This window comes from Nocardia rhizosphaerae, from assembly GCF_042650365.1.
Classification (GTDB): domain Bacteria; phylum Actinomycetota; class Actinomycetes; order Mycobacteriales; family Mycobacteriaceae; genus Nocardia; species Nocardia rhizosphaerae.
The window spans coordinates 912,735-929,662 of sequence record NZ_JBHSBA010000003.1; the positions used below are offsets into that span (position 1 = coordinate 912,735).

Consider the following 16,928-nt stretch of genomic DNA (forward strand, 5'->3'; position numbering starts at 1 on the left):
TCGGTATCTGCTGCGAAAACGGGCGGTGACGAGGCGCAGGGGATGGGCCCCGCCGGAACCGATCATTGCATATCGACTGAAACATGTTCCAGTATTGACAATCAAGCGGCACTCATTCCGCTCCGTGGACCGCACTGTCTGGGTTAGTGTCGCCGAGACCGCGTGGAAGGAAGTTCTCATGAAGATCATCGTCGATTTCGATCGGTGCGAAGCGAACGGCGTGTGCGTCGGAATCGCCCCTGACTTGTTTGAACTCGATGACGACGACAACCTGCACGTGCTCGACGGCGATGTCGCCGACGATCGCGTCGCCGATGTCGAGGAGGCGGTGGCGCAGTGCCCCAAGGCCGCGCTGAGGCTGGCGTGATCCCCTCTTGTCGTTCGGTGGAACACGTTCTAAAGTCGGCCCGATGAGTGTGATGCAGACTTCACTGGACGGCCGGGTCGCGATTGTCACCGGTGCCGGCGCCGGGCTCGGCCGCGCCGAAGCCCTCGCGCTGGCCGCGGCGGGCGCCGCGGTCGTGGTCAACGACCTCACCGAGGACGCGGCCGCCGAGACCATCGCCGCGATTCGCGAACTCGGTGGCAAGGCGGAATTCGTCGGTGGCAGCATCGCCGAGCGGGCCACCGCCGACGCACTCATCGCCACCGCCAACGATTCCCTCGGCGGGCTCGACATCGTCGTCAACAACGCGGGTATCACGCGCGACCGCATGCTGTTCAACATGTCCGACGAGGACTTCGACGCGGTGATCGCCGTGCACCTGCGCGGGCACTTCCTGCTCTCGCGCAATGCGGGCGCCTATTGGCGCGCAGCCTCGAAGGCGGCCGGTGAGCCGGTGTACGGCAGGCTGGTCAACACCTCCTCGGAGGCCGGACTGCTCGGGCCGGAGGGGCAGGCGAACTACGGCGCGGCGAAGGCGGGTATCACCGCGCTCACGCTGTCGGCCGCGCGTGGGCTGTCCCGCTTCGGCGTGCGGTCCAATGCGATCTGCCCGCGGGCACGGACCGCGATGACCGAGGCCGTGTTCTCCGAAGCGCCGGAAAACGTGGTCGACCCGCTGGCGCCCGAGCATGTGGCCAAGCTGGTCGCCTACCTCGCCTCGCCCGCCGCCGACGCGGTCAACGGGCAGGTCTTCGTCGTCTACGGTCCGATGGTGGCGCTGATGGCGGCGCCGGAAGTCGAGGCCAGATTCGATGCCGCAGGCGCCGAATGGGACTCCGGCGATCTGGCCGCCACCCTGCACGGATATTTTTCCGGGCGACCTGCCGATCACACCTTCTCGGCCCGCGCCCTGCGCGATCTAGGCTGACGCTGGATCCGGCGTCGTTTGCTGGAAGTTCTCCGGTGACGCGCCACCGCGCCGACCGCTCTCGTGTCCTGTTGATCACCGGTCCAGGTGTTGGTAGACATGAGCATCGGGGTGTGTGGTGTCTCACAGGAGGGCGTTTCGCGGCAAACAGGTGTCGTTCCAGTTTTTCGACCGAAATTAGCGAAAAAGTCCTGGTCCAAGTCCACTCAAATGGCGGACATTAGCAGGAACGTGTTCTAGTCTTTGATCAGTCTTCAGATCGGGGTGGCGGTGGAGTACGGGTACGCGGACAGTCAGGTCCGCCCGTCGGACAAGGAGGTTCGCCCATGAACGATCTCCTTGCTGTCCCGTTGCGGGCAGTCGGCGGATTCTTCGAACTCGGCGCGGATGTGGCCAAAGCCGCCGTCCGCCGCCCTTTCCAGTGGCGTGAGTTCATCGACCAGTCGTGGTTCGTCGCACGCGTGTCCATCGTGCCGACACTGCTCGTCGCCATCCCGTTCACGGTGCTGGTGGTGTTCACCCTCAACATCCTGTTGCGGGAGATCGGTGCCGCCGACCTCAGCGGTGCGGCCGCCGCGTTCGGCGCCGTCACCCAGGTCGGACCGATCGTCACAGTGCTGATCGTGGCGGGCGCGGGTGCGACGGCGATCTGCGCCGACCTCGGCGCCCGCACTATCCGCGAGGAGATCGACGCCATGAAGGTGCTCGGCATCGACCCGGTCAGTCGGCTGGTCGTGCCGCGTGTGCTCGCGTCGATGTTCGTCGCGCTCATGCTCAACAGCCTGGTGTGCACGGTCGGCATCGTCGGCGGCTTCGCGTTCTCGGTCTTCCTGCAGGGCGTGAACCCGGGTGCCTTCGTCAACGGCATTCCGCTGCTGACCAGCCTGCCCGAGCTGATCATCTCCGAAATCAAGGCGGGCCTGTTCGGGCTGATCGCCGGAATGGTGGCCTGTTATCTCGGGCTGCAGGTGAAGGGCGGACCGAAGAGTGTCGGTGACGCGGTGAACCAAACGGTCGTCTTCGCCTTCATGGCGCTGTTCGTGGTGAATGTGGTCGTCACCGCGATCGGCCTGAAATTCACGGTGCGGTGACACCATGGCCTTCGTAGTACGCAGCAAGTTCCCGCGCACGGTCCGCCGATTCGACCGCGCGTCGAAATCTCTGGATTCCCTGGGCGACAAGGCGATCTTCTTCGTCAAGGCGCTCGGTTCGGTGCCACGCGCGCTGGTGCACTACCGCACCGAGACCATCCGGCTCATCGCCGAGATCAGCATGGGCAGTGGCGCGCTGGCCGTGATCGGCGGCACCGTCGTGATCGTCGGATTCCTGACGCTCATGGCGGGCGGCACCATCGCGGTGCAGGGCTACAGCTCGCTCGGCAATATCGGCGTCGAGGCGCTGACCGGCTTCTTCGCCGCCTTCATCAACGTGCGCATCGCGGCGCCGGTGATCTCCGGCATCGGCCTGGCCGCCACCATCGGCGCGGGCGCGACCGCCCAGCTGGGCGCCATGCGGGTCGCCGAGGAAATCGACGCGCTGGAATCCATGGCGATCCGGCCGGTGCCGTTCCTGGTCGGCACCAGGGTGCTGGCGGGCCTGATCGCGATCATTCCGCTCTACGCGCTCGCGGTGATCGCCTCCTTCCTGGCCAGCCGCTTCGCGACGGTGGTGATCTACGGCCAGTCCGCGGGCGTCTACGACCACTACTTCTCCACCTTCCTGATACCGAGCGACATCCTGTGGTCGTTCGCGCAAGCGATCGTCATGGCGCTGGCCGTGATGCTGATCCACACCTACTTCGGCTTCACCGCCGCGGGCGGTCCGGTCGGCGTCGGTATCGCGGTGGGTAACGCGGTGCGGGCCTCGCTGGTCGCGGTGGTCACGGTGACCCTGCTGATCTCGCTGGCCATCTACGGCACCTCCGGCAACTTCCACCTCTCGGGATAACGCGATGGAAACCAATCGGTTTGTTGCCGCACTGCAGGGCGGGCTCGGGCGCAAGCTCGCGGCGCTCGCACTGGTCGGCCTACTGGTCGCGGGCGCCTCGCTCGCGATCGCCCTGTTCCAGGGCGCGTTCACCAACACCGCCGTCGTGCTGATCGACACCCCGCGCACCGGCCTGGTGCTCGACCCCGACGCCAAGGTGAAGGTGCGTGGCGTCGAGATCGGCCGCGTCACCGACATCGACCTGCGCGACGACGGCGCTCAGCTGCGGCTGGCGGTCGACCCCGACCAGCTGAAGCTGGTGCCTGCCAACGCCGGTGTCGATATCCGTTCGACCACGGTGTTCGGCGCCAAGTACGTGAACTTCATCGTCCCCGAGCAGCCGTCGGCCGCGTCGCTGGCCCCGGGCAGCACCGTGGCGGCAAGCTCGGTGACGGTCGAGTTCAACACCCTGTTCCAGCATCTGTCCGATGTGCTCGCGCAGGTGGAGCCGGAAAAGCTCAATGCCACGCTGACCGCGCTCGGCACCGCTCTGGAAGGCAGGGGCGACAAGATGGGCGATCTGCTGGTTCGTTCGGATCGCTATCTGCGGGAGATGAATCCTTATCTGCCAACGCTGGAATCGGATCTGGACAAGACCGCCGCGGTGACCGGTCTGTACGCCGAGGTCACCGACCCGCTGCTGCGCACCGTCGACAACGCGACCGAGACCTCGCGAACAATCACCGAGATGCAGGGACAGCTCGACAATGTCCTGGTGAATGTGATCGGGCTGTCCGACACCGTCGGCTCGGTCCTGCGCGAGAACGAATACGATCTGGTGACCGCGCTCGATCTGCTGCGGCCGACGACCGCGCTGCTGTTCGACTACGCGCCCGCACTCGGCTGCGTCATCAACGGCCTCGGCCCGCTGATGCCGACCGCGGAAGAGATGTTCGGTGGCAGGCTGCCCGGTGTCGGCATGAACACCAACTTCATGTTCGGCGCCACGCCGTACACCTACCCCAACGACCTGCCGAAGGTGAACGCCACCGGCGGACCACGCTGTGACGGTGTGGTCGATCGGGTTCCGAACAGCCACGCCGACTATCTCGTGACCGACACCAACGAGGGCGCGCCCTACGCGCCCCGGACCGGTTCGCCCGAATTCAACGGTGTACCAAAGGTTTTCCAGCTGCTGCTGGGCGGACTGCCGGGAGTGACGGAGTGAAGAATACGGCGACGACGATCAAACTGGGGATCTTCACCGTGGTGATGACCCTGGTGTTCGCCGGCCTGGCGATCGTGTTGAGTCAGGCCCGTTTCGCCAGCGAGAACGGTTATCGCGCGGTGTTCACCAGCTCGTCGGGCATGCTGCCCGGCGCCAAGGTGCGCATCGCGGGCGTGCCGGTCGGCTCGGTGACCTCGGTGAAGGTCGGCGACGACAACTTCGCGCATGTCGAATTCGATGTCGAGAGCAAGTACGCCGTGCTGGCCAGCACCAGGGCCGCGATCAAATACGAGAACCTGGTCGGCGACCGGTACCTGGAACTACTGGAGGGCCCTGGCTCGGCCCGGCGGCTCAACGACGGTGAGACCATCGGCCGCGACCAGACCGAGCCCGCGCTCGACCTGGACCTGCTGCTCGGCGGCTTCAAACCGCTGCTGCGCGGCCTCGACCCCGCCCAGGTGAACGACCTCACCGCGGCCCTGCTGCAGATCTTCCAAGGACAGGGCGGCACCCTGGTCTCGCTGCTGAACAGCGGCGGCAGCTTCACCAAGACGCTGGCCGACCGGGACGCGCTGATCGGCAGCGTGATCGACAACCTGAACACCGTGCTGGCCACCATCGACGAACGGGGCGACCAGTTCGCCACCACCATCGAGGACCTGCAGCGCCTGGTCAGCGACCTGTCCGCGCAGCGTGACCCGATCGGCGCCGCGCTGCCGCGGATCGCGGGCGCCACCCAGGAAGTCAACGACCTGCTCGTGCAGGCACGCCCCGACCTGCGCAACACCATCGAGCAGACCGGCAGGCTGGCCACGAACCTCGACAACGGTTCGGATCACATCGAGTGGGTCCTCGGCAAGCTGCCCGACACCTACAAGAAGCTCATCCGGATCGGCGCCTACGGATCGTTCCTGCAGTTGTACATCTGCGGGACTGTCCTCCTGGTCGACGGGCCGGACGGCACACCGATGGAAGTCGGCCTGCCGGGTGCGCACTCGACCGGAAGGTGCACGCCCAATGAATGAGAACAAATCGTCGGCCGCGACGATCGGAGTCGTCGGCGTCGTCCTCGCCGTGACGATCTCACTCGCGACCCTGCAGTTCACCGAGCTGCCCTTCATCCGCTCCGGTGCCACCTTCACCGCGAACTTCCTCGACGCGGGCGGCCTCGTACCGGGCGATCCGGTCCACGTGGCCGGTGTGCGCTCGGGTGAGGTGCGACAGGTCTCGCTCGACGGTGACAAGGTGCTGGTGCAGTTCGAACTCGACGAGTCGATCGTGCTCGGCGAGAAGACGACCGCCGCGATCAAGACCAACACGGTGCTCGGCCGCAAGTCGCTGGACGTGGTGCCCACCGGTCCCGGCGCGATCGATGCCGACGACACCATTCCCGTCGAGCGGACCACCTCGCCGTACTCGCTGAACGAGGCGCTGGGCGAGCTCGGCGCGACCGTGCGCGACCTGGACCTGGACCAGGTCGACCAGACCCTGGACACGCTCTCGGCCGCCTTCGCCGACACTCCGGGCCCGCTGCGCGACGCGCTCGACGGCGTCACCGCCCTGTCGCGCAGCATCAACGTGCGCGATCAGGCGCTGACCGATCTGCTGGCCAGAGCCCAGAACGTCACCAAGATCCTCGCCGACCGCAGCACCCAGCTCAACACGCTGCTCCTCGACGGCAACGAACTGCTCGGTGAGCTGGACCGGCGTCGCGCGGCGATCAACCAGCTCGTCGTCTATGTCGACGATGTGTCCAGGCAGCTTTCGGGTCTGGTCGCCGACAACGAACCGCAGATGCAGCCGGTGCTCGACCGGTTGAACTCGGTTCTCGCCCTGCTGCAGCGCAACAAACAGAACCTCAGCGACGCGCTCGACGGACTCGGCCCCTACGCCGCCGCGCTCGGCGAGCAGGTCGGCAACGGGCCGTGGTTCAACGCCTACGTGGTGAACGCGACCAGTACCCAGCTGCGCACCCTCGTCGACGCGCTGGTCTGGCCCGAACACCTGCCCCAGGACCTGATCGACGCCTTCACCCACCCGACGCCGCCCTACATCCGTCCCGCCGAACAGGATCCGCCGCGATGAACGTGACCGAGCAGGTGCGCGAACTGCCGCGCTGGACGATCGCCGGGGCGCTGGTGGTGATCGCCGCGCTGGTCGCCGTCGGCGTCTACCTGGTGACCGGCGCGGGTAAGAACACGGTGACCGCGTCGTTCACCTCGACGACCGGCCTCTACGCGGGCGACGAGGTGCGCGTACTCGGCGTCACCGTCGGCAGCATCGACTCGATCGAACCGGGCGAAGGCCAGGTGCGGGTGCGGATGAGCATCGACAGCGGCGTCGACCTGCCCGCCGACGCGCGCGCGGTGATCATCGCGCCGTCGCTGGTGTCGGCGCGGTTCGTGCAGCTCGCGCCTGCCTACACCGGCGGCCCGAAGTTGACCGACGGCGCCCTGATTCCGCTGGAACGCACCGCGGTGCCGGTGGAGTGGGACGAGATCAAGAGCGAGCTGACCAAGCTGTCGGCAGCGCTCGGCCCGGTGGGTGACGACGAGCAGGGCTCCTTCGGCCGGTTCGTCAACACGGCGGCCGACAACCTGGACGGCAACGGCCAGAAGTTCCGCGACACCCTGCGCGAGCTGTCCGCGACGCTGACGACCCTGTCCGACGGCCGGACCGACCTGTTCGGCACCATTCGCAACCTGCAGAAATTCGTGGAGGTGCTGTCGGCGAGCAATGAGCAGATCGTGCAGTTCAGTGGCCGGCTCGCCTCGGTGTCGTCGGTGCTCGCCGGTGCCTCGGAGGACCTCGGCAACGGCTTGGACAGCCTTGACATCGCACTGGCCGATGTGCAGCGCTTCCTGGACGGGACCGGCGGCGAGCTCACCGAGGGCGTCGAGCGGCTCGCCGACGTCACCCAGACCCTGGTCGACAAGCGACCCGAGATCGAACGGGTGCTGCACGGCGCGCCGACCGCGATGGTGAACTTCTACCAGATCTACAAACCCGCCCAGGGCACGCTCAGCGGCGCGGTGTCGCTGAACAACACCGCCAATCCGCTGTCGTTCCTGTGTGGTTCAATCCGGGCGCTCGAGATGAACGAATCCGACAAGTCCGCCGATCTGTGCGCGGAGTTCCTGGCCCCGGTGATCAGCTCGCTGGCGATGAACTACGCGCCGATCATGGTCAATCCGGCCAGCAGCGTGACCGCCTTCCCCGATCAGCTGGTCTACAGCGACCCGAGCCTGGCCGGGCGGGTCCAGCAGAACCCGCCGCCCGCGGTCCCGATCACCGTGCCCGAGGGCTTGGCCGGGCTCGCAGTTCCAGGAGGACAGCGGTGAATATCAACGGCAATCCGTCGTCGAGCTCCCGTCGGCCCAGAATCGAGGCGGTCATGAGCCGGCGTCGGCAACGCGTACTCGCCGGGATGGCCGTCGGCGTCGCCGTCGCGCTCGGCACCACCGGATGCCAGTGGGACGGGCTCAACTCCCTGCCGCTGCCTGGCTCGGAAGGCCGCATGGCCGGGTCCTACACGGTGCGGATCCAGATGCCCAATGTCACGACCCTGACCCGCAATTCGCCGGTGCGGGTGGACGACGTGGAGGTCGGCAACGTCACCGGGATCGAGGTCGAGGACTGGCACGCGCTGGTCACGGTCTCGCTCAACCCCGATGTGCGCCTGCCCGCCAACGCCGTCGCCAAGATCGGCCAGACCAGTCTGCTCGGCAGCAACCATCTCGAACTGTCGGCGCCGACCGATGTCGCGCCGACCGGCCAGTTGCGCGGCGGCGACGTCATCCCGCTCGACCGGGCCGGTGCCTATCCGACCACCGAGCAGGTGCTGTCGTCGTTGTCGGTGGTGCTCAACGGCGGCGGTATCGCGCAGCTCGAGACGATCACCACCGAACTGAACGCGATGGTCAGTGGTCGGGAGGCCGAGATCGCCGATCTGCTGCCCCAGCTCAACGAGCTGACCACCGGTCTGGCACGCCAGACCGGCAGCATCATCGCGGCGATGGAGGGCCTGGACCAGCTCGCAGGCAAACTCGCCGGACAGCGCGAGGTGATCGCCGAGGCGATCGAACAGATCCAGCCCGCGGTCACCGCGCTGGCCGACCGGTCGGCCGACATCACCGCGGCGATCATCGCGCTCGGCGAGCTCGGTGATGTCAGCGAGCGACTCATCCGGACCAGCGGCGACGACCTGGTGGCCAACATCCGCAGTCTCGGCCCGGTGCTGCAGACGCTGGCCGACACCGGCACCAACCTGATCGACGCGCTTGGCATCCTGCCGACCTTCCCGTTCCCGATCAGGAACATCGACAACGCCATCCTCGGCGACTACATGAACCTGTTCATCACCGTCGACATGACCGGCAAGCGCCTGGACAGCAACTGGCTAACCGGCACGCCGCTCGGCGGACGGTTCGGTGGTGTCGAGGGCGTCATCGGTACCTTCGCGCCGACCACCGCCACCGACGCGGGCAACCCGGCCACCGGGCCGCTGGAGCCACCGAGTACCGGGCCGACGCCCACCGTGCCCGGCTTGCCGCCGATCCCTGGCCTGCCCGCCATCCCCGGTCTCACGGTGCCGTTGCCCGGCCAGGAAGGGGCGGGTCGATGAAACTCACCCGGTTCGTACGCATTCAGCTCGGGATCTTCGCGGTGCTCACGGTGATCGGTCTGGCCGTGATGAGCAGCACCTATCTGCAGGTTCCCGCGATGTTCGGGATCGGCCGGTACGCGGTGACGGTGCAGCTGGCCGCCACCGGCGGGCTCTATCCCACCGCCAACGTGTCCTACCGCGGGCAGAACATCGGCAAGGTCGAGGCGGTCCGCCTCACGACCGCGGGTGTCGAAGCGGATCTCTCGATCGATAGTGACTACAAGGTGCCCTCGGACTCGAGCGCGTGGGTCCGCAGCGTTTCGGCGATCGGCGAACAATACGTCGACCTGGTGCCGACCGAACAGCCCGCCGACAGCTTTCTGCGCGACGGCTCGGTGATCCCGGAGCAGCGCACCCACCTGCCCCAGGATGTCGGCGCGATGCTCGATCAGGCCGACAAGCTGCTCGCCACCGTCGCCGATACCCGCCTCGCGCAGGTGATCGACGAGGCGTTCCAGGCGTTCAACGGTGCCGGACCCGACCTGCAGCGTTTCATCGACTCGGCGGCGCTGCTCGTGCAGCAGGCCGAAACCGATATCGAACCGACCAAGAAGCTGCTCGACCAGATCGGGCCGCTGCTGGACACCCAGACCCGCTCCGCGGACGACATCCGGTCCTGGACCGCGGATCTGGCCACGGTCACCGACCAGTTGCGTGAGCACGATCCGGCCCTGCGCAATCTGCTGAACAACAGCCCGTCGGCGATGGAGACCGTGAACAAGCAGTTCCAGGATCTGCGGCCCACCCTGCCGCTGCTGGCCGCCAACCTGGTGAGCCTCGGGCAGGTCGGCGTGACCTACCACGCGAGCCTGGAACAGCTGATGGTCGTGTTCCCGCCGCTGATCGCCGCCCTGCGGACAGCGATCCGCGGGCCGATCCAGTACGGCGTGATGGTGGACTTCATGACCGTGGTCCACGACCCGCCCGCCTGCACCACCGGGTTCCTGCCCGCGGACCAGTGGCGACAGCCGAGCGAACTCGAGCAGGTGGACACCCCGCCCGACCTGTACTGCAAGGTGCCGCAGGACTCGAACATCGCAGTACGCGGTATCCGCAACACTCCGTGCATGGAGTTCCCCGGCGTCCGGGCACCAACGCCCGAACTGTGCCGCACCGGGTTCGTGCCGGAAGGCAACAACCCGCCGTTCGGCCCGGTCCAACCGGTCGCTCCGGCCTCGGCACCGGCAGGCGCATCGACGGGCGGTGTGACCCCCGCCGCAGCGCGCCCTTATGATCCGTCCACCGGCAGCTATCTGGGCACCGACGGACGCACATACCGCCAAGGCGACATCGCCGCGGACGGGTCGGGCACCGTTCCGGCCAGCTGGCAGGCGATGTTGGAGGAGCAGCAACGATGAACGACAACGACAACCGCCGCCCGCGCAGGCGGGCCGCACGCTCGGCCGGGCCGCCGGTCGAGGAGAAGGCGGCCGAGACGATCAGCATCGGTAAGAGCGAAACAGCATCAGCGACCGGCGACACGGTGAAGCTCACCGAGGCGACGGTGAACCCCGCTGCCGAGACGGTGAAGTTCGCCGATAACGACGTGCCGTCCGGCGACGACACCGGGAAGCTGGTGAGCTCCACCGCCGAGACCGTGAAGCTCGCCGACGCGAAGGTGAAGCCCGCCGATGCCACGGTGACGCTCGCGGACGACACGGTGAAGCTCGGGGGCGCGATCTCGACCACCGAGCCCGACGCCCCGGATTCCGCGGGCGATGCCCGCCGCTCACCCGGTCCCGTCCTCGCTCTCGCCGCGGCCATCGTGCTCGTGTTGGCGCTGATCGTCGGCGCCGGGTTCGCCGCGTTCACCGCGCACTCGGCGAACCGAGACGAGGACCTGCGCGCCCAGTACACCGAGACCGCCCGCCAGGCGGTGCTGAACCTGACCACCATTCGCGCCGACACCGCCGAGGCGGACATCGACCGGATCCTGGCGGTGGCTTCCGGCGACTTCAAGACCGAGTTCGACGGTCGGGTCGATCCGTTCACCGAAGTCGTCAAGCAGGCGAACGTGGTGTCCACCGGTGAGATCGCCGAATCGGGCATCGTCACCGCCGATGACGAATCCGCGCAGGTCCTCGTCGCCGCGAAGCAGACGGTGAGCAACAACGGTTCACCCGAGCCGCAGGCGCGCCAGTACCGGTTCCGGATCACGGTGTCCAACGACGACACCGGGATGACAGTGTCGAAGGTGGAGTTCGTCGGATGAGCAAGTGGATGAAGTACGTGTTCGGCGGCCTCGCCGCGCTCGGCCTGATCGCCGCGATAGTGCTCGGCGTCAGCGGCTACCAGCTCTGGCAGCACGACCGCACCGAACAGGCCCGCACCGACGCGATGAGCACGGCCGGCCGCACCGTCAGCGCCATGTTCACCTATGAACCGGCGACCGTCGACACCGAGCTGGTCCGGGCGGCCGACGGGCTCACCGAGTCGTTCCGCAACGATTACCTGCAGCTGATCCGGGAGGCTATCGCCCCCGGCGCCAAGGAGAAGCAGCTCACCGTCAAGGCCACCACCCAGGCCGAAGCCGTCATCTCCGCCGACCCCGACCACGCCGTCGTGCTGCTCTACCTCAACCAGCTGACCACCAGCAAGGACACCCCCGACGGCACCACCTCGGGCAGCCGGGTCCGCGTCTCCCTCGACAAATCCGACGACCGCTGGCTGGTCTCCCAGGTCACCCCGGTCTGACGTGCGTCAGGCATCACGGCTGGTCGGTTGATCAGTAGGCTCTCAGGTAAGCATTCCCCGAGAAGGATTCTGCGCCAGAGCCTGGTGACCAGGTGCCGGATCGGGGAGGGCCCGATCAGCGGCCGTCGCGGGGGAGCCGGACCAGGAATGCGGCTCCGCCGCCGGGGGTCTCCTCGACCGATACCTCACCCCCGTGGGCCGCGACCAGTGCCGCCACAATGGACAGCCCAAGCCCCGTCCCGCCGCTGGAGCGGGTACGTGAGGTGTCGGTGCGGTAGAAGCGCTCGAAGACGCGGGCCGCCTCGTCGGGAGCGAGTCCGGGGCCGGTGTCGGCGACCGCTATGCGCACCTCGTTCTCGGCGGGGGTGAGCCGGACGGTGACGGCCGTCCCGTCGGGGGTGTGGGTGTGGGCGTTGGTGAGCAGATTGGTGAGGATCTGGCGCAGACGGTGTTCGTCGCCGAGCACTTCCAGGGTGCCGGCACCGTCGGCGATCTCCAGGGTGATCGGGCGGTGTTCGCCTGCGGCGGCCTCCGCCGCGCGGGCGCTGTGCACGGCATCGCCCGCGACGGCGAGCAGGTCCACCGGGCGCAGCTCGATGGGGCGTTGCGCGTCGAGCCTGGCCAGCATGAGCAGGTCCTCCACCAGCAGGCCCATGCGTTGGGCCTCGTGCTCGATGCGGTTCATGAACATGGCCGGGTCACCGGTGGCGCCCTGCCGGTAGAGCTCGGCGAAACCGCGGATGGTGGTGAGCGGGGTGCGCAGTTCGTGGCTGGCATCGGCGACGAAGCGCCGCATCCGCGCCTCGGACTCGCGCGCCGCGGTCTCGGAGGCTTCGGTGGCGGCGAAGGCCTGCTGGATCTGGGTGAGCATGGTGTTCAGCGACCGCGACAGCCGGTCGACCTCGGTGTCGTTGCCGCGCACCGGAATCCGGTGGTGCAGTTCACCGCCCGCGATGGCGGCCGCGGTGGCCTCGACCCGGCGCAACGGGCGCAGGCTGCCGCGCACCACGAAATAGGCCGCGACGGCAAGGGCGATCAGCACGATCGCGCCGACGATCAGCTGGAGCACGATGAGATCGCGGACCGTCTCGGTGTTCTCGGCCAGCGGCCAGGCCACCGTGGCCGTCGCGCGATGGCCGTTCACCGTCAGCACCCGCCACTGCTCCGACGCGTCGCCGACCGAACCGACCGTGACCGGCTGCAGCGCAGGCGGATCGGGCAGTGCGGGCTCGGCGTCGGTACCGAAGACATTGTCCAGGGTGATATTCCTGGTGCCGTCCGTGCTCTCGGCATGCACGTAGTACCGGCCGGGCGGCTGCGAATCCGGCGCGGGCGAGGGGAGCGGCGCCGGGATCCCCACCCGTCGCTCCCACTCCATCGCGGCATCGATGAGCTGCTGGTCGGTGCGGTTGCGCAGCGAGTTCTCCATGGCCTTGGTCACCACGAAACCCGAAGCGACCAAACCGAATCCGGCCAGCGCCACCAGCGTCAGTACCAGAGTTACCCGCAGCGGGATCGCCGAGAGCGGGCCGGTTCTCACCGAGTCGCCTGCTCCCGCATCACGTATCCAACGCCGCGCAGGGTATGGATCAGCCGCTGCTCGCCGGTGTCGACCTTCTTGCGCAGATACGACACATACGTCTCCACCACGCCGACCTCGCCACCGAAGTCGTAGCGCCACACGTGATCCAGAATGCGCGGCTTGCTGAGCACGCTGCCCGCGTTCACCATGAAGTAGCGAAGCAGGGTGAACTCGGTGGGCGAGAGCGCCACCGGCTCGCCCGCCTTCCACACCTCGTGCGTGTCGTCGTCGAGCTCGATGTCGGCGAAGCGCAGCCGAGTGCCCGCCTTCTTCGGCGCGGTCTGACCGGAGCGGCGCAGGATCACCCGCAGCCGGGCCACCACCTCCTCGAGGCTGAACGGCTTGGTGACGTAGTCGTCGGCGCCGAGGGTGAGGCCGGTGATCTTGTCCTCGATCTCGTCGCGGGCGGTCAGGAACAGCACCGGCGCGTCGATCCCGTCGGCGCGCAACCTGCGCAGCAGGCCGAATCCGTCCATGCCGGGCATCATCACGTCGACGATCAGCGCCTGCGGCCGGAACGAGCGCGCCTTGTCGAGGGCCTCGGCGCCGTCGGCGGCGGTAGCGACCTCGAAGCCCTGATAGCGCAGGCTCACCGCCAGCAGTTCCACGATCATCGGTTCGTCGTCGACGACGAGCACCCGCGCTTCGGGCGTCTCAGGCACACCGGTCATGGATCCCATGGTCCACCACCGCGCTGGGAGGTCGCTGGACCTCGGCTGTGAAGTCGCTGTGTGCGCTCAGCGCGAGCCGCGGAACACGTCCTGGTCCTCGCTGAGCAGCGCGGACCCGGCGATGCTGCCGTGCGAGAGCGAGTCGAGGAAGGCCCGCGCCCAGCGTTCGACATCGTGGGTGAGCACCTGGCGGCGCATCGAGCGCATCCGGCGGCGCCTGGTGTCGCGGTCGTCGTCGAGCGCGCCGACGATGGCGTCCTTGACGCTGTCCAGATCGTGCGGATTGCACAGGTAGGACTGGCGCAGCTCGGCCGCGGCGCCGGTGAACTCGCTCAGCACCAGGGCGCCGTTGAGATCGCTGTGGCAGGCCACGTACTCCTTGGCGACCAGGTTCATGCCGTCACGCAGCGGCGTCACCAGCATGGCGTCGGCGGCGACGAAGAAGGCGATCAGCTCGTCGCGGGGGATCGGGCGGTGCAGGTAGTGCACCACCGGGTACCCGACCCTGGCGAACTCGCCGTTGATCCGGCCCACCTGGCGTTCGATATCGCCGCGCATCTTGATGTAGCTCTGTACGCGCTCCCGGCTCGGCGTCGCCAGCTGCACCATCACGGTGTCGGCCGGGTCGACCCTGCCCTCCTCCAGCAGCTCCTGCAGCGCGTTGAGCCGGATGTCGATGCCCTTGGTGTAGTCGAGCCGGTCGACCCCGAGCAGGATGTTCTTCGGATTGCCGAGTTCGGCGCGGATCTTGGCGGCCCGTTCACGCACCGAACGGCGCCGCGAGTGCTCGTCGAGCTCGGCCGAGTCGATCGAGATGGGGAACGCGCCGACCCGCACCGTGCGGAACCCGACCTGCACCACACCTAGTTTGGAACGCACCCCGACGGTGCCGCGGGAGGTGGGCTGCCCGGCCAGCCTGCGCGCCAGATACAGGAAGTTCTGCGCGCCGCCGGGTAGGTGGAACCCGATCAGATCGGCGCCGAGCAGGCCCTCCACGATCTCGGTGCGCCACGGCATCTGCATGAACAGCTCGACCGGCGGGAACGGGATGTGCAGGAAGAAGCCGATGGTCAGGTCGGGCCGCAGCATCCGCAGCATCTTGGGCACCAGCTGCAACTGGTAGTCCTGCACCCACACGGTGGCGCCCTCGGCGGCCACCTTGGCGGTCTCCTCCGCGAACCTGCGGTTGACCTCGACATAGGCGGCCCACCAGGCCCGGTCGTAGACCGGGCGCACGATCACGTCGTGATACAGCGGCCACAGCGTGCCGTTGGAGAAGCCCTCGTAGTAGTCCTCGACCTCCTGCGCCGTCAGCGGCACCGGATGCAGTTCGAGACCGTCCTCGATGATCGGCTCGATCTCGACGTCGGGGACGCCTGCCCAGCCGACCCACGCCCCCTTGTTGCTGCGCAGCACCGGCTCCAGCGCGGTCACCAGGCCGCCGGGGCTGCGCTTCCAGCGGGTCGTCCCGTCGGGCAGGCGCTCGAGGTCGACCGGCAGCCGGTTCGCGACGACCACGAAACCGGAACCCGCCCCGCTCGGTGTGGGCGCGACGGATTCGCTGTTCTCGGACGGGCGGTCGTTGGACTGTTTATCGATCATCTGGTCCACTCACGCATCCTTTGCGCGTCGCAGGGTTCCGCTTTGTGATTGTGGTCGTCGGGGAGGGTCAGCTGGGGCCGATGCCGAGCATCGACAGCAGCATCCGGCACTCGTCGGCGTCTTCAGCGTATGCCGCGACGACGCGCTGTGCCTGGCGAGCGGTTTCGTCGGCCAGTGGCTCGAGCTCGTCGTCGGCGATGTCGTTGGCGCTGCTCTTGGCGGCCATAGTGGTACTTCCTCCCGAATTCCAAACGCTGCGGCGTGCGAGTAGTCAATAGTATCGGGCGTCGGTGCACAGTCGATGAACTCCCGGCCCGACCACCCCGCCCCGGTGCGGTGTCGGCGTGCTCCCGTTACCGTGGAGGGTCGGACAGCTCAACCCCGCAGAGAGGTTTGTTTCATGCCACTGGCCACGGTGAACGGCATCGCACTGAACTATCAAGTCAAGGGCGACCGTACCAAGGGCACCGACGTCAAGGGCGGCGGACCGCTGGTGGTATTGATCATGGGCACCGGTTCGCCGGGCCGGGTGTGGGAGCTGCACCAGGTTCCCGCGCTGGTCGCGGCCGGTTATCGCGTCTGCGTGTTCGACAACCGCGGCATCGCGCCGTCCTATGAGGGCGGCGGCAGCATCCGGATCGAGGAATTGGTGGCCGACACCGCCGCGCTGATCGAATTCCTCGACGAGGGCCCCGCCCTGGTGGCTGGTACCTCCATGGGCGCCCGCGTGGCTCAGGAACTGGCCCTGGCCAGGCCCGACCTGGTCAAGAAGGCTGTCTTCATGGCGGGCCACGGCAGGCTCGACCAGTTCCAGAAGACCCTCGGCGCAGGCGAGCAGGACCTCGACACCGCCGGGATCAAGCTGCCGCCCAAGTTCGAGGCCGCGCTGACCGCCGTGATGAATCTGTCACCGGCCACCATGGCCGACACCAACGCCGCCCGCGACTGGCTCGACCTGTTCGAGTTCACCGGCGGCACCCCCACCCCCGGAATCCGGGCCCAGCGGGCCATGGACCACGAGTTCGACCGGGTGGCCGCCTACCGCGCGATCACGGTGCCGTGCTTGGCAATCGGCTTCGCCGATGACAGAATGATCCCGCCTTACCTGTCGCGGGAGGTCGCCGACGCCATTCCGGGCGCCAGGTACCAGGAGATCCCCGACACCGGCCACTACGGCTACCTGGAACGTCCCGAGGCGGTCAACAAGATCCTCCTCGATTTCTTCGCTGCTTGACAGCCGAGGCCG

17 protein-coding genes are annotated in these 16,928 nt (G+C 67.8%); 13 read left to right on the forward strand and 4 right to left on the reverse strand.

Features of this window, described 5'->3' with window-relative positions; genetic code table 11:
* The first annotated feature begins 178 nt into the window (after window positions 1–178).
* The 12 genes from ACFOW8_RS05860 to ACFOW8_RS05915 all read left to right on the forward strand — a co-directional run bounded on the left by ACFOW8_RS05860 (window position 179) and on the right by ACFOW8_RS05915 (window position 11,827).
* Window positions 179–367 (forward strand): ferredoxin, encoded by a 189-nt coding sequence (locus ACFOW8_RS05860; RefSeq protein ID WP_378546543.1) that lies wholly within the window; start codon window positions 179–181, stop codon window positions 365–367.
* A 43-nt stretch (window positions 368–410) separates the two neighbouring features.
* Window positions 411–1,313, forward strand: coding sequence for a 3-oxoacyl-ACP reductase (locus ACFOW8_RS05865; RefSeq protein WP_378546546.1), 903 nt, complete (start codon window positions 411–413; stop codon window positions 1,311–1,313).
* A gap of 326 nt (window positions 1,314–1,639) precedes the next feature.
* The gene (locus tag ACFOW8_RS05870; RefSeq protein WP_378546549.1) at window positions 1,640–2,404 is read left to right on the forward strand and encodes an MlaE family ABC transporter permease; all 765 of its coding nucleotides are present in this window, start codon (window positions 1,640–1,642) and stop codon (window positions 2,402–2,404) included.
* Window positions 2,405–2,408: 4 nt separating this feature from the next.
* Window positions 2,409–3,260, forward strand: coding sequence for an MlaE family ABC transporter permease (locus tag ACFOW8_RS05875; RefSeq protein WP_378546552.1), 852 nt, complete (start codon window positions 2,409–2,411; stop codon window positions 3,258–3,260).
* 4 nt (window positions 3,261–3,264) lie between these two features.
* Complete coding sequence (locus tag ACFOW8_RS05880; RefSeq protein WP_378546554.1) at window positions 3,265–4,467, forward strand: MCE family protein; 1,203 nt, start codon at window positions 3,265–3,267, stop codon at window positions 4,465–4,467.
* Window positions 4,464–5,492 (forward strand): MCE family protein, encoded by a 1,029-nt coding sequence (locus tag ACFOW8_RS05885; protein WP_378546557.1) that lies wholly within the window; start codon window positions 4,464–4,466, stop codon window positions 5,490–5,492. Before ACFOW8_RS05880 ends, ACFOW8_RS05885 begins: the two co-directional genes overlap by 4 nt.
* On the forward strand, window positions 5,485–6,552 hold the full coding sequence (locus ACFOW8_RS05890; protein WP_378546560.1) for an MCE family protein: 1,068 nt from the start codon (window positions 5,485–5,487) through the stop codon (window positions 6,550–6,552). Before ACFOW8_RS05885 ends, ACFOW8_RS05890 begins: the two co-directional genes overlap by 8 nt.
* Entirely contained in the window at window positions 6,549–7,808 is a 1,260-nt protein-coding gene (locus ACFOW8_RS05895; RefSeq protein WP_378546563.1) for an MCE family protein, read from the forward strand. Before ACFOW8_RS05890 ends, ACFOW8_RS05895 begins: the two co-directional genes overlap by 4 nt.
* Before the next feature lie 53 nt (window positions 7,809–7,861).
* The gene (locus ACFOW8_RS05900) at window positions 7,862–9,091 is read left to right on the forward strand and encodes an MCE family protein (RefSeq protein ID WP_378546566.1); all 1,230 of its coding nucleotides are present in this window, start codon (window positions 7,862–7,864) and stop codon (window positions 9,089–9,091) included.
* On the forward strand, window positions 9,088–10,491 hold the full coding sequence (locus tag ACFOW8_RS05905) for an MCE family protein (protein WP_378546568.1): 1,404 nt from the start codon (window positions 9,088–9,090) through the stop codon (window positions 10,489–10,491). The genes ACFOW8_RS05900 and ACFOW8_RS05905 overlap by 4 nt, the downstream gene beginning before the upstream one ends.
* A complete protein-coding gene (locus ACFOW8_RS05910) occupies window positions 10,488–11,345 on the forward strand; it encodes a hypothetical protein (RefSeq protein ID WP_378546571.1) in 858 nt (285 codons plus the stop codon). Before ACFOW8_RS05905 ends, ACFOW8_RS05910 begins: the two co-directional genes overlap by 4 nt.
* Window positions 11,342–11,827: a h domain protein gene (locus tag ACFOW8_RS05915; RefSeq protein WP_378546574.1), complete on the forward strand. Its 486-nt coding sequence runs from the start codon at window positions 11,342–11,344 to the stop codon at window positions 11,825–11,827. Before ACFOW8_RS05910 ends, ACFOW8_RS05915 begins: the two co-directional genes overlap by 4 nt.
* A gap of 115 nt (window positions 11,828–11,942) precedes the next feature.
* Here the strand turns inward: ACFOW8_RS05915 and ACFOW8_RS05920 are convergent, their stop codons facing one another.
* From ACFOW8_RS05920 to ACFOW8_RS05935, 4 genes are all read right to left on the reverse strand, one after another.
* Window positions 11,943–13,367 carry a sensor histidine kinase gene (locus tag ACFOW8_RS05920; protein ID WP_378546577.1) on the reverse strand — a complete coding sequence of 475 codons (1,425 nt, stop codon included), beginning with the start codon at window positions 13,365–13,367 and terminating at the stop codon, window positions 11,943–11,945.
* Window positions 13,364–14,080 (reverse strand): response regulator transcription factor, encoded by a 717-nt coding sequence (locus ACFOW8_RS05925; protein ID WP_378546580.1) that lies wholly within the window; start codon window positions 14,078–14,080, stop codon window positions 13,364–13,366. The genes ACFOW8_RS05920 and ACFOW8_RS05925 overlap by 4 nt, the downstream gene beginning before the upstream one ends.
* A gap of 66 nt (window positions 14,081–14,146) precedes the next feature.
* Window positions 14,147–15,682, reverse strand: a complete 1,536-nt coding sequence (locus ACFOW8_RS05930) for an alpha,alpha-trehalose-phosphate synthase (UDP-forming) (protein ID WP_378548523.1) — start codon at window positions 15,680–15,682, stop codon at window positions 14,147–14,149.
* A 67-nt stretch (window positions 15,683–15,749) separates the two neighbouring features.
* The gene (locus tag ACFOW8_RS05935) at window positions 15,750–15,908 is read right to left on the reverse strand and encodes a hypothetical protein (protein WP_019044795.1); all 159 of its coding nucleotides are present in this window, start codon (window positions 15,906–15,908) and stop codon (window positions 15,750–15,752) included.
* Window positions 15,909–16,082: 174 nt separating this feature from the next.
* Between ACFOW8_RS05935 and ACFOW8_RS05940 the strand changes: the two genes are divergently transcribed.
* Window positions 16,083–16,916: an alpha/beta fold hydrolase gene (locus ACFOW8_RS05940; RefSeq protein ID WP_378546585.1), complete on the forward strand. Its 834-nt coding sequence runs from the start codon at window positions 16,083–16,085 to the stop codon at window positions 16,914–16,916.
* Window positions 16,917–16,928 lie beyond the last annotated feature (12 nt).

Coding starts and splice junctions, on each gene's coding strand:
- ACFOW8_RS05915 (WP_378546574.1), top strand. CDS start 11,342: ATGAGCAAGTGGATGAAGTACGTGTTCGGCGGCCTCGCCGCGCTCGGC.
- ACFOW8_RS05875 (WP_378546552.1), top strand. CDS start 2,409: ATGGCCTTCGTAGTACGCAGCAAGTTCCCGCGCACGGTCCGCCGATTC.
- ACFOW8_RS05865 (WP_378546546.1), top strand. CDS start 411: ATGAGTGTGATGCAGACTTCACTGGACGGCCGGGTCGCGATTGTCACC.
- ACFOW8_RS05900 (WP_378546566.1), top strand. CDS start 7,862: ATGAGCCGGCGTCGGCAACGCGTACTCGCCGGGATGGCCGTCGGCGTC.
- ACFOW8_RS05930 (WP_378548523.1), bottom strand. CDS start 15,682: ATGATCGATAAACAGTCCAACGACCGCCCGTCCGAGAACAGCGAATCC.
- ACFOW8_RS05940 (WP_378546585.1), top strand. CDS start 16,083: ATGCCACTGGCCACGGTGAACGGCATCGCACTGAACTATCAAGTCAAG.
- ACFOW8_RS05860 (WP_378546543.1), top strand. CDS start 179: ATGAAGATCATCGTCGATTTCGATCGGTGCGAAGCGAACGGCGTGTGC.
- ACFOW8_RS05935 (WP_019044795.1), bottom strand. CDS start 15,908: ATGGCCGCCAAGAGCAGCGCCAACGACATCGCCGACGACGAGCTCGAG.
- ACFOW8_RS05925 (WP_378546580.1), bottom strand. CDS start 14,080: ATGACCGGTGTGCCTGAGACGCCCGAAGCGCGGGTGCTCGTCGTCGAC.
- ACFOW8_RS05870 (WP_378546549.1), top strand. CDS start 1,640: ATGAACGATCTCCTTGCTGTCCCGTTGCGGGCAGTCGGCGGATTCTTC.
- ACFOW8_RS05910 (WP_378546571.1), top strand. CDS start 10,488: ATGAACGACAACGACAACCGCCGCCCGCGCAGGCGGGCCGCACGCTCG.
- ACFOW8_RS05880 (WP_378546554.1), top strand. CDS start 3,265: ATGGAAACCAATCGGTTTGTTGCCGCACTGCAGGGCGGGCTCGGGCGC.
- ACFOW8_RS05905 (WP_378546568.1), top strand. CDS start 9,088: ATGAAACTCACCCGGTTCGTACGCATTCAGCTCGGGATCTTCGCGGTG.
- ACFOW8_RS05890 (WP_378546560.1), top strand. CDS start 5,485: ATGAATGAGAACAAATCGTCGGCCGCGACGATCGGAGTCGTCGGCGTC.
- ACFOW8_RS05895 (WP_378546563.1), top strand. CDS start 6,549: ATGAACGTGACCGAGCAGGTGCGCGAACTGCCGCGCTGGACGATCGCC.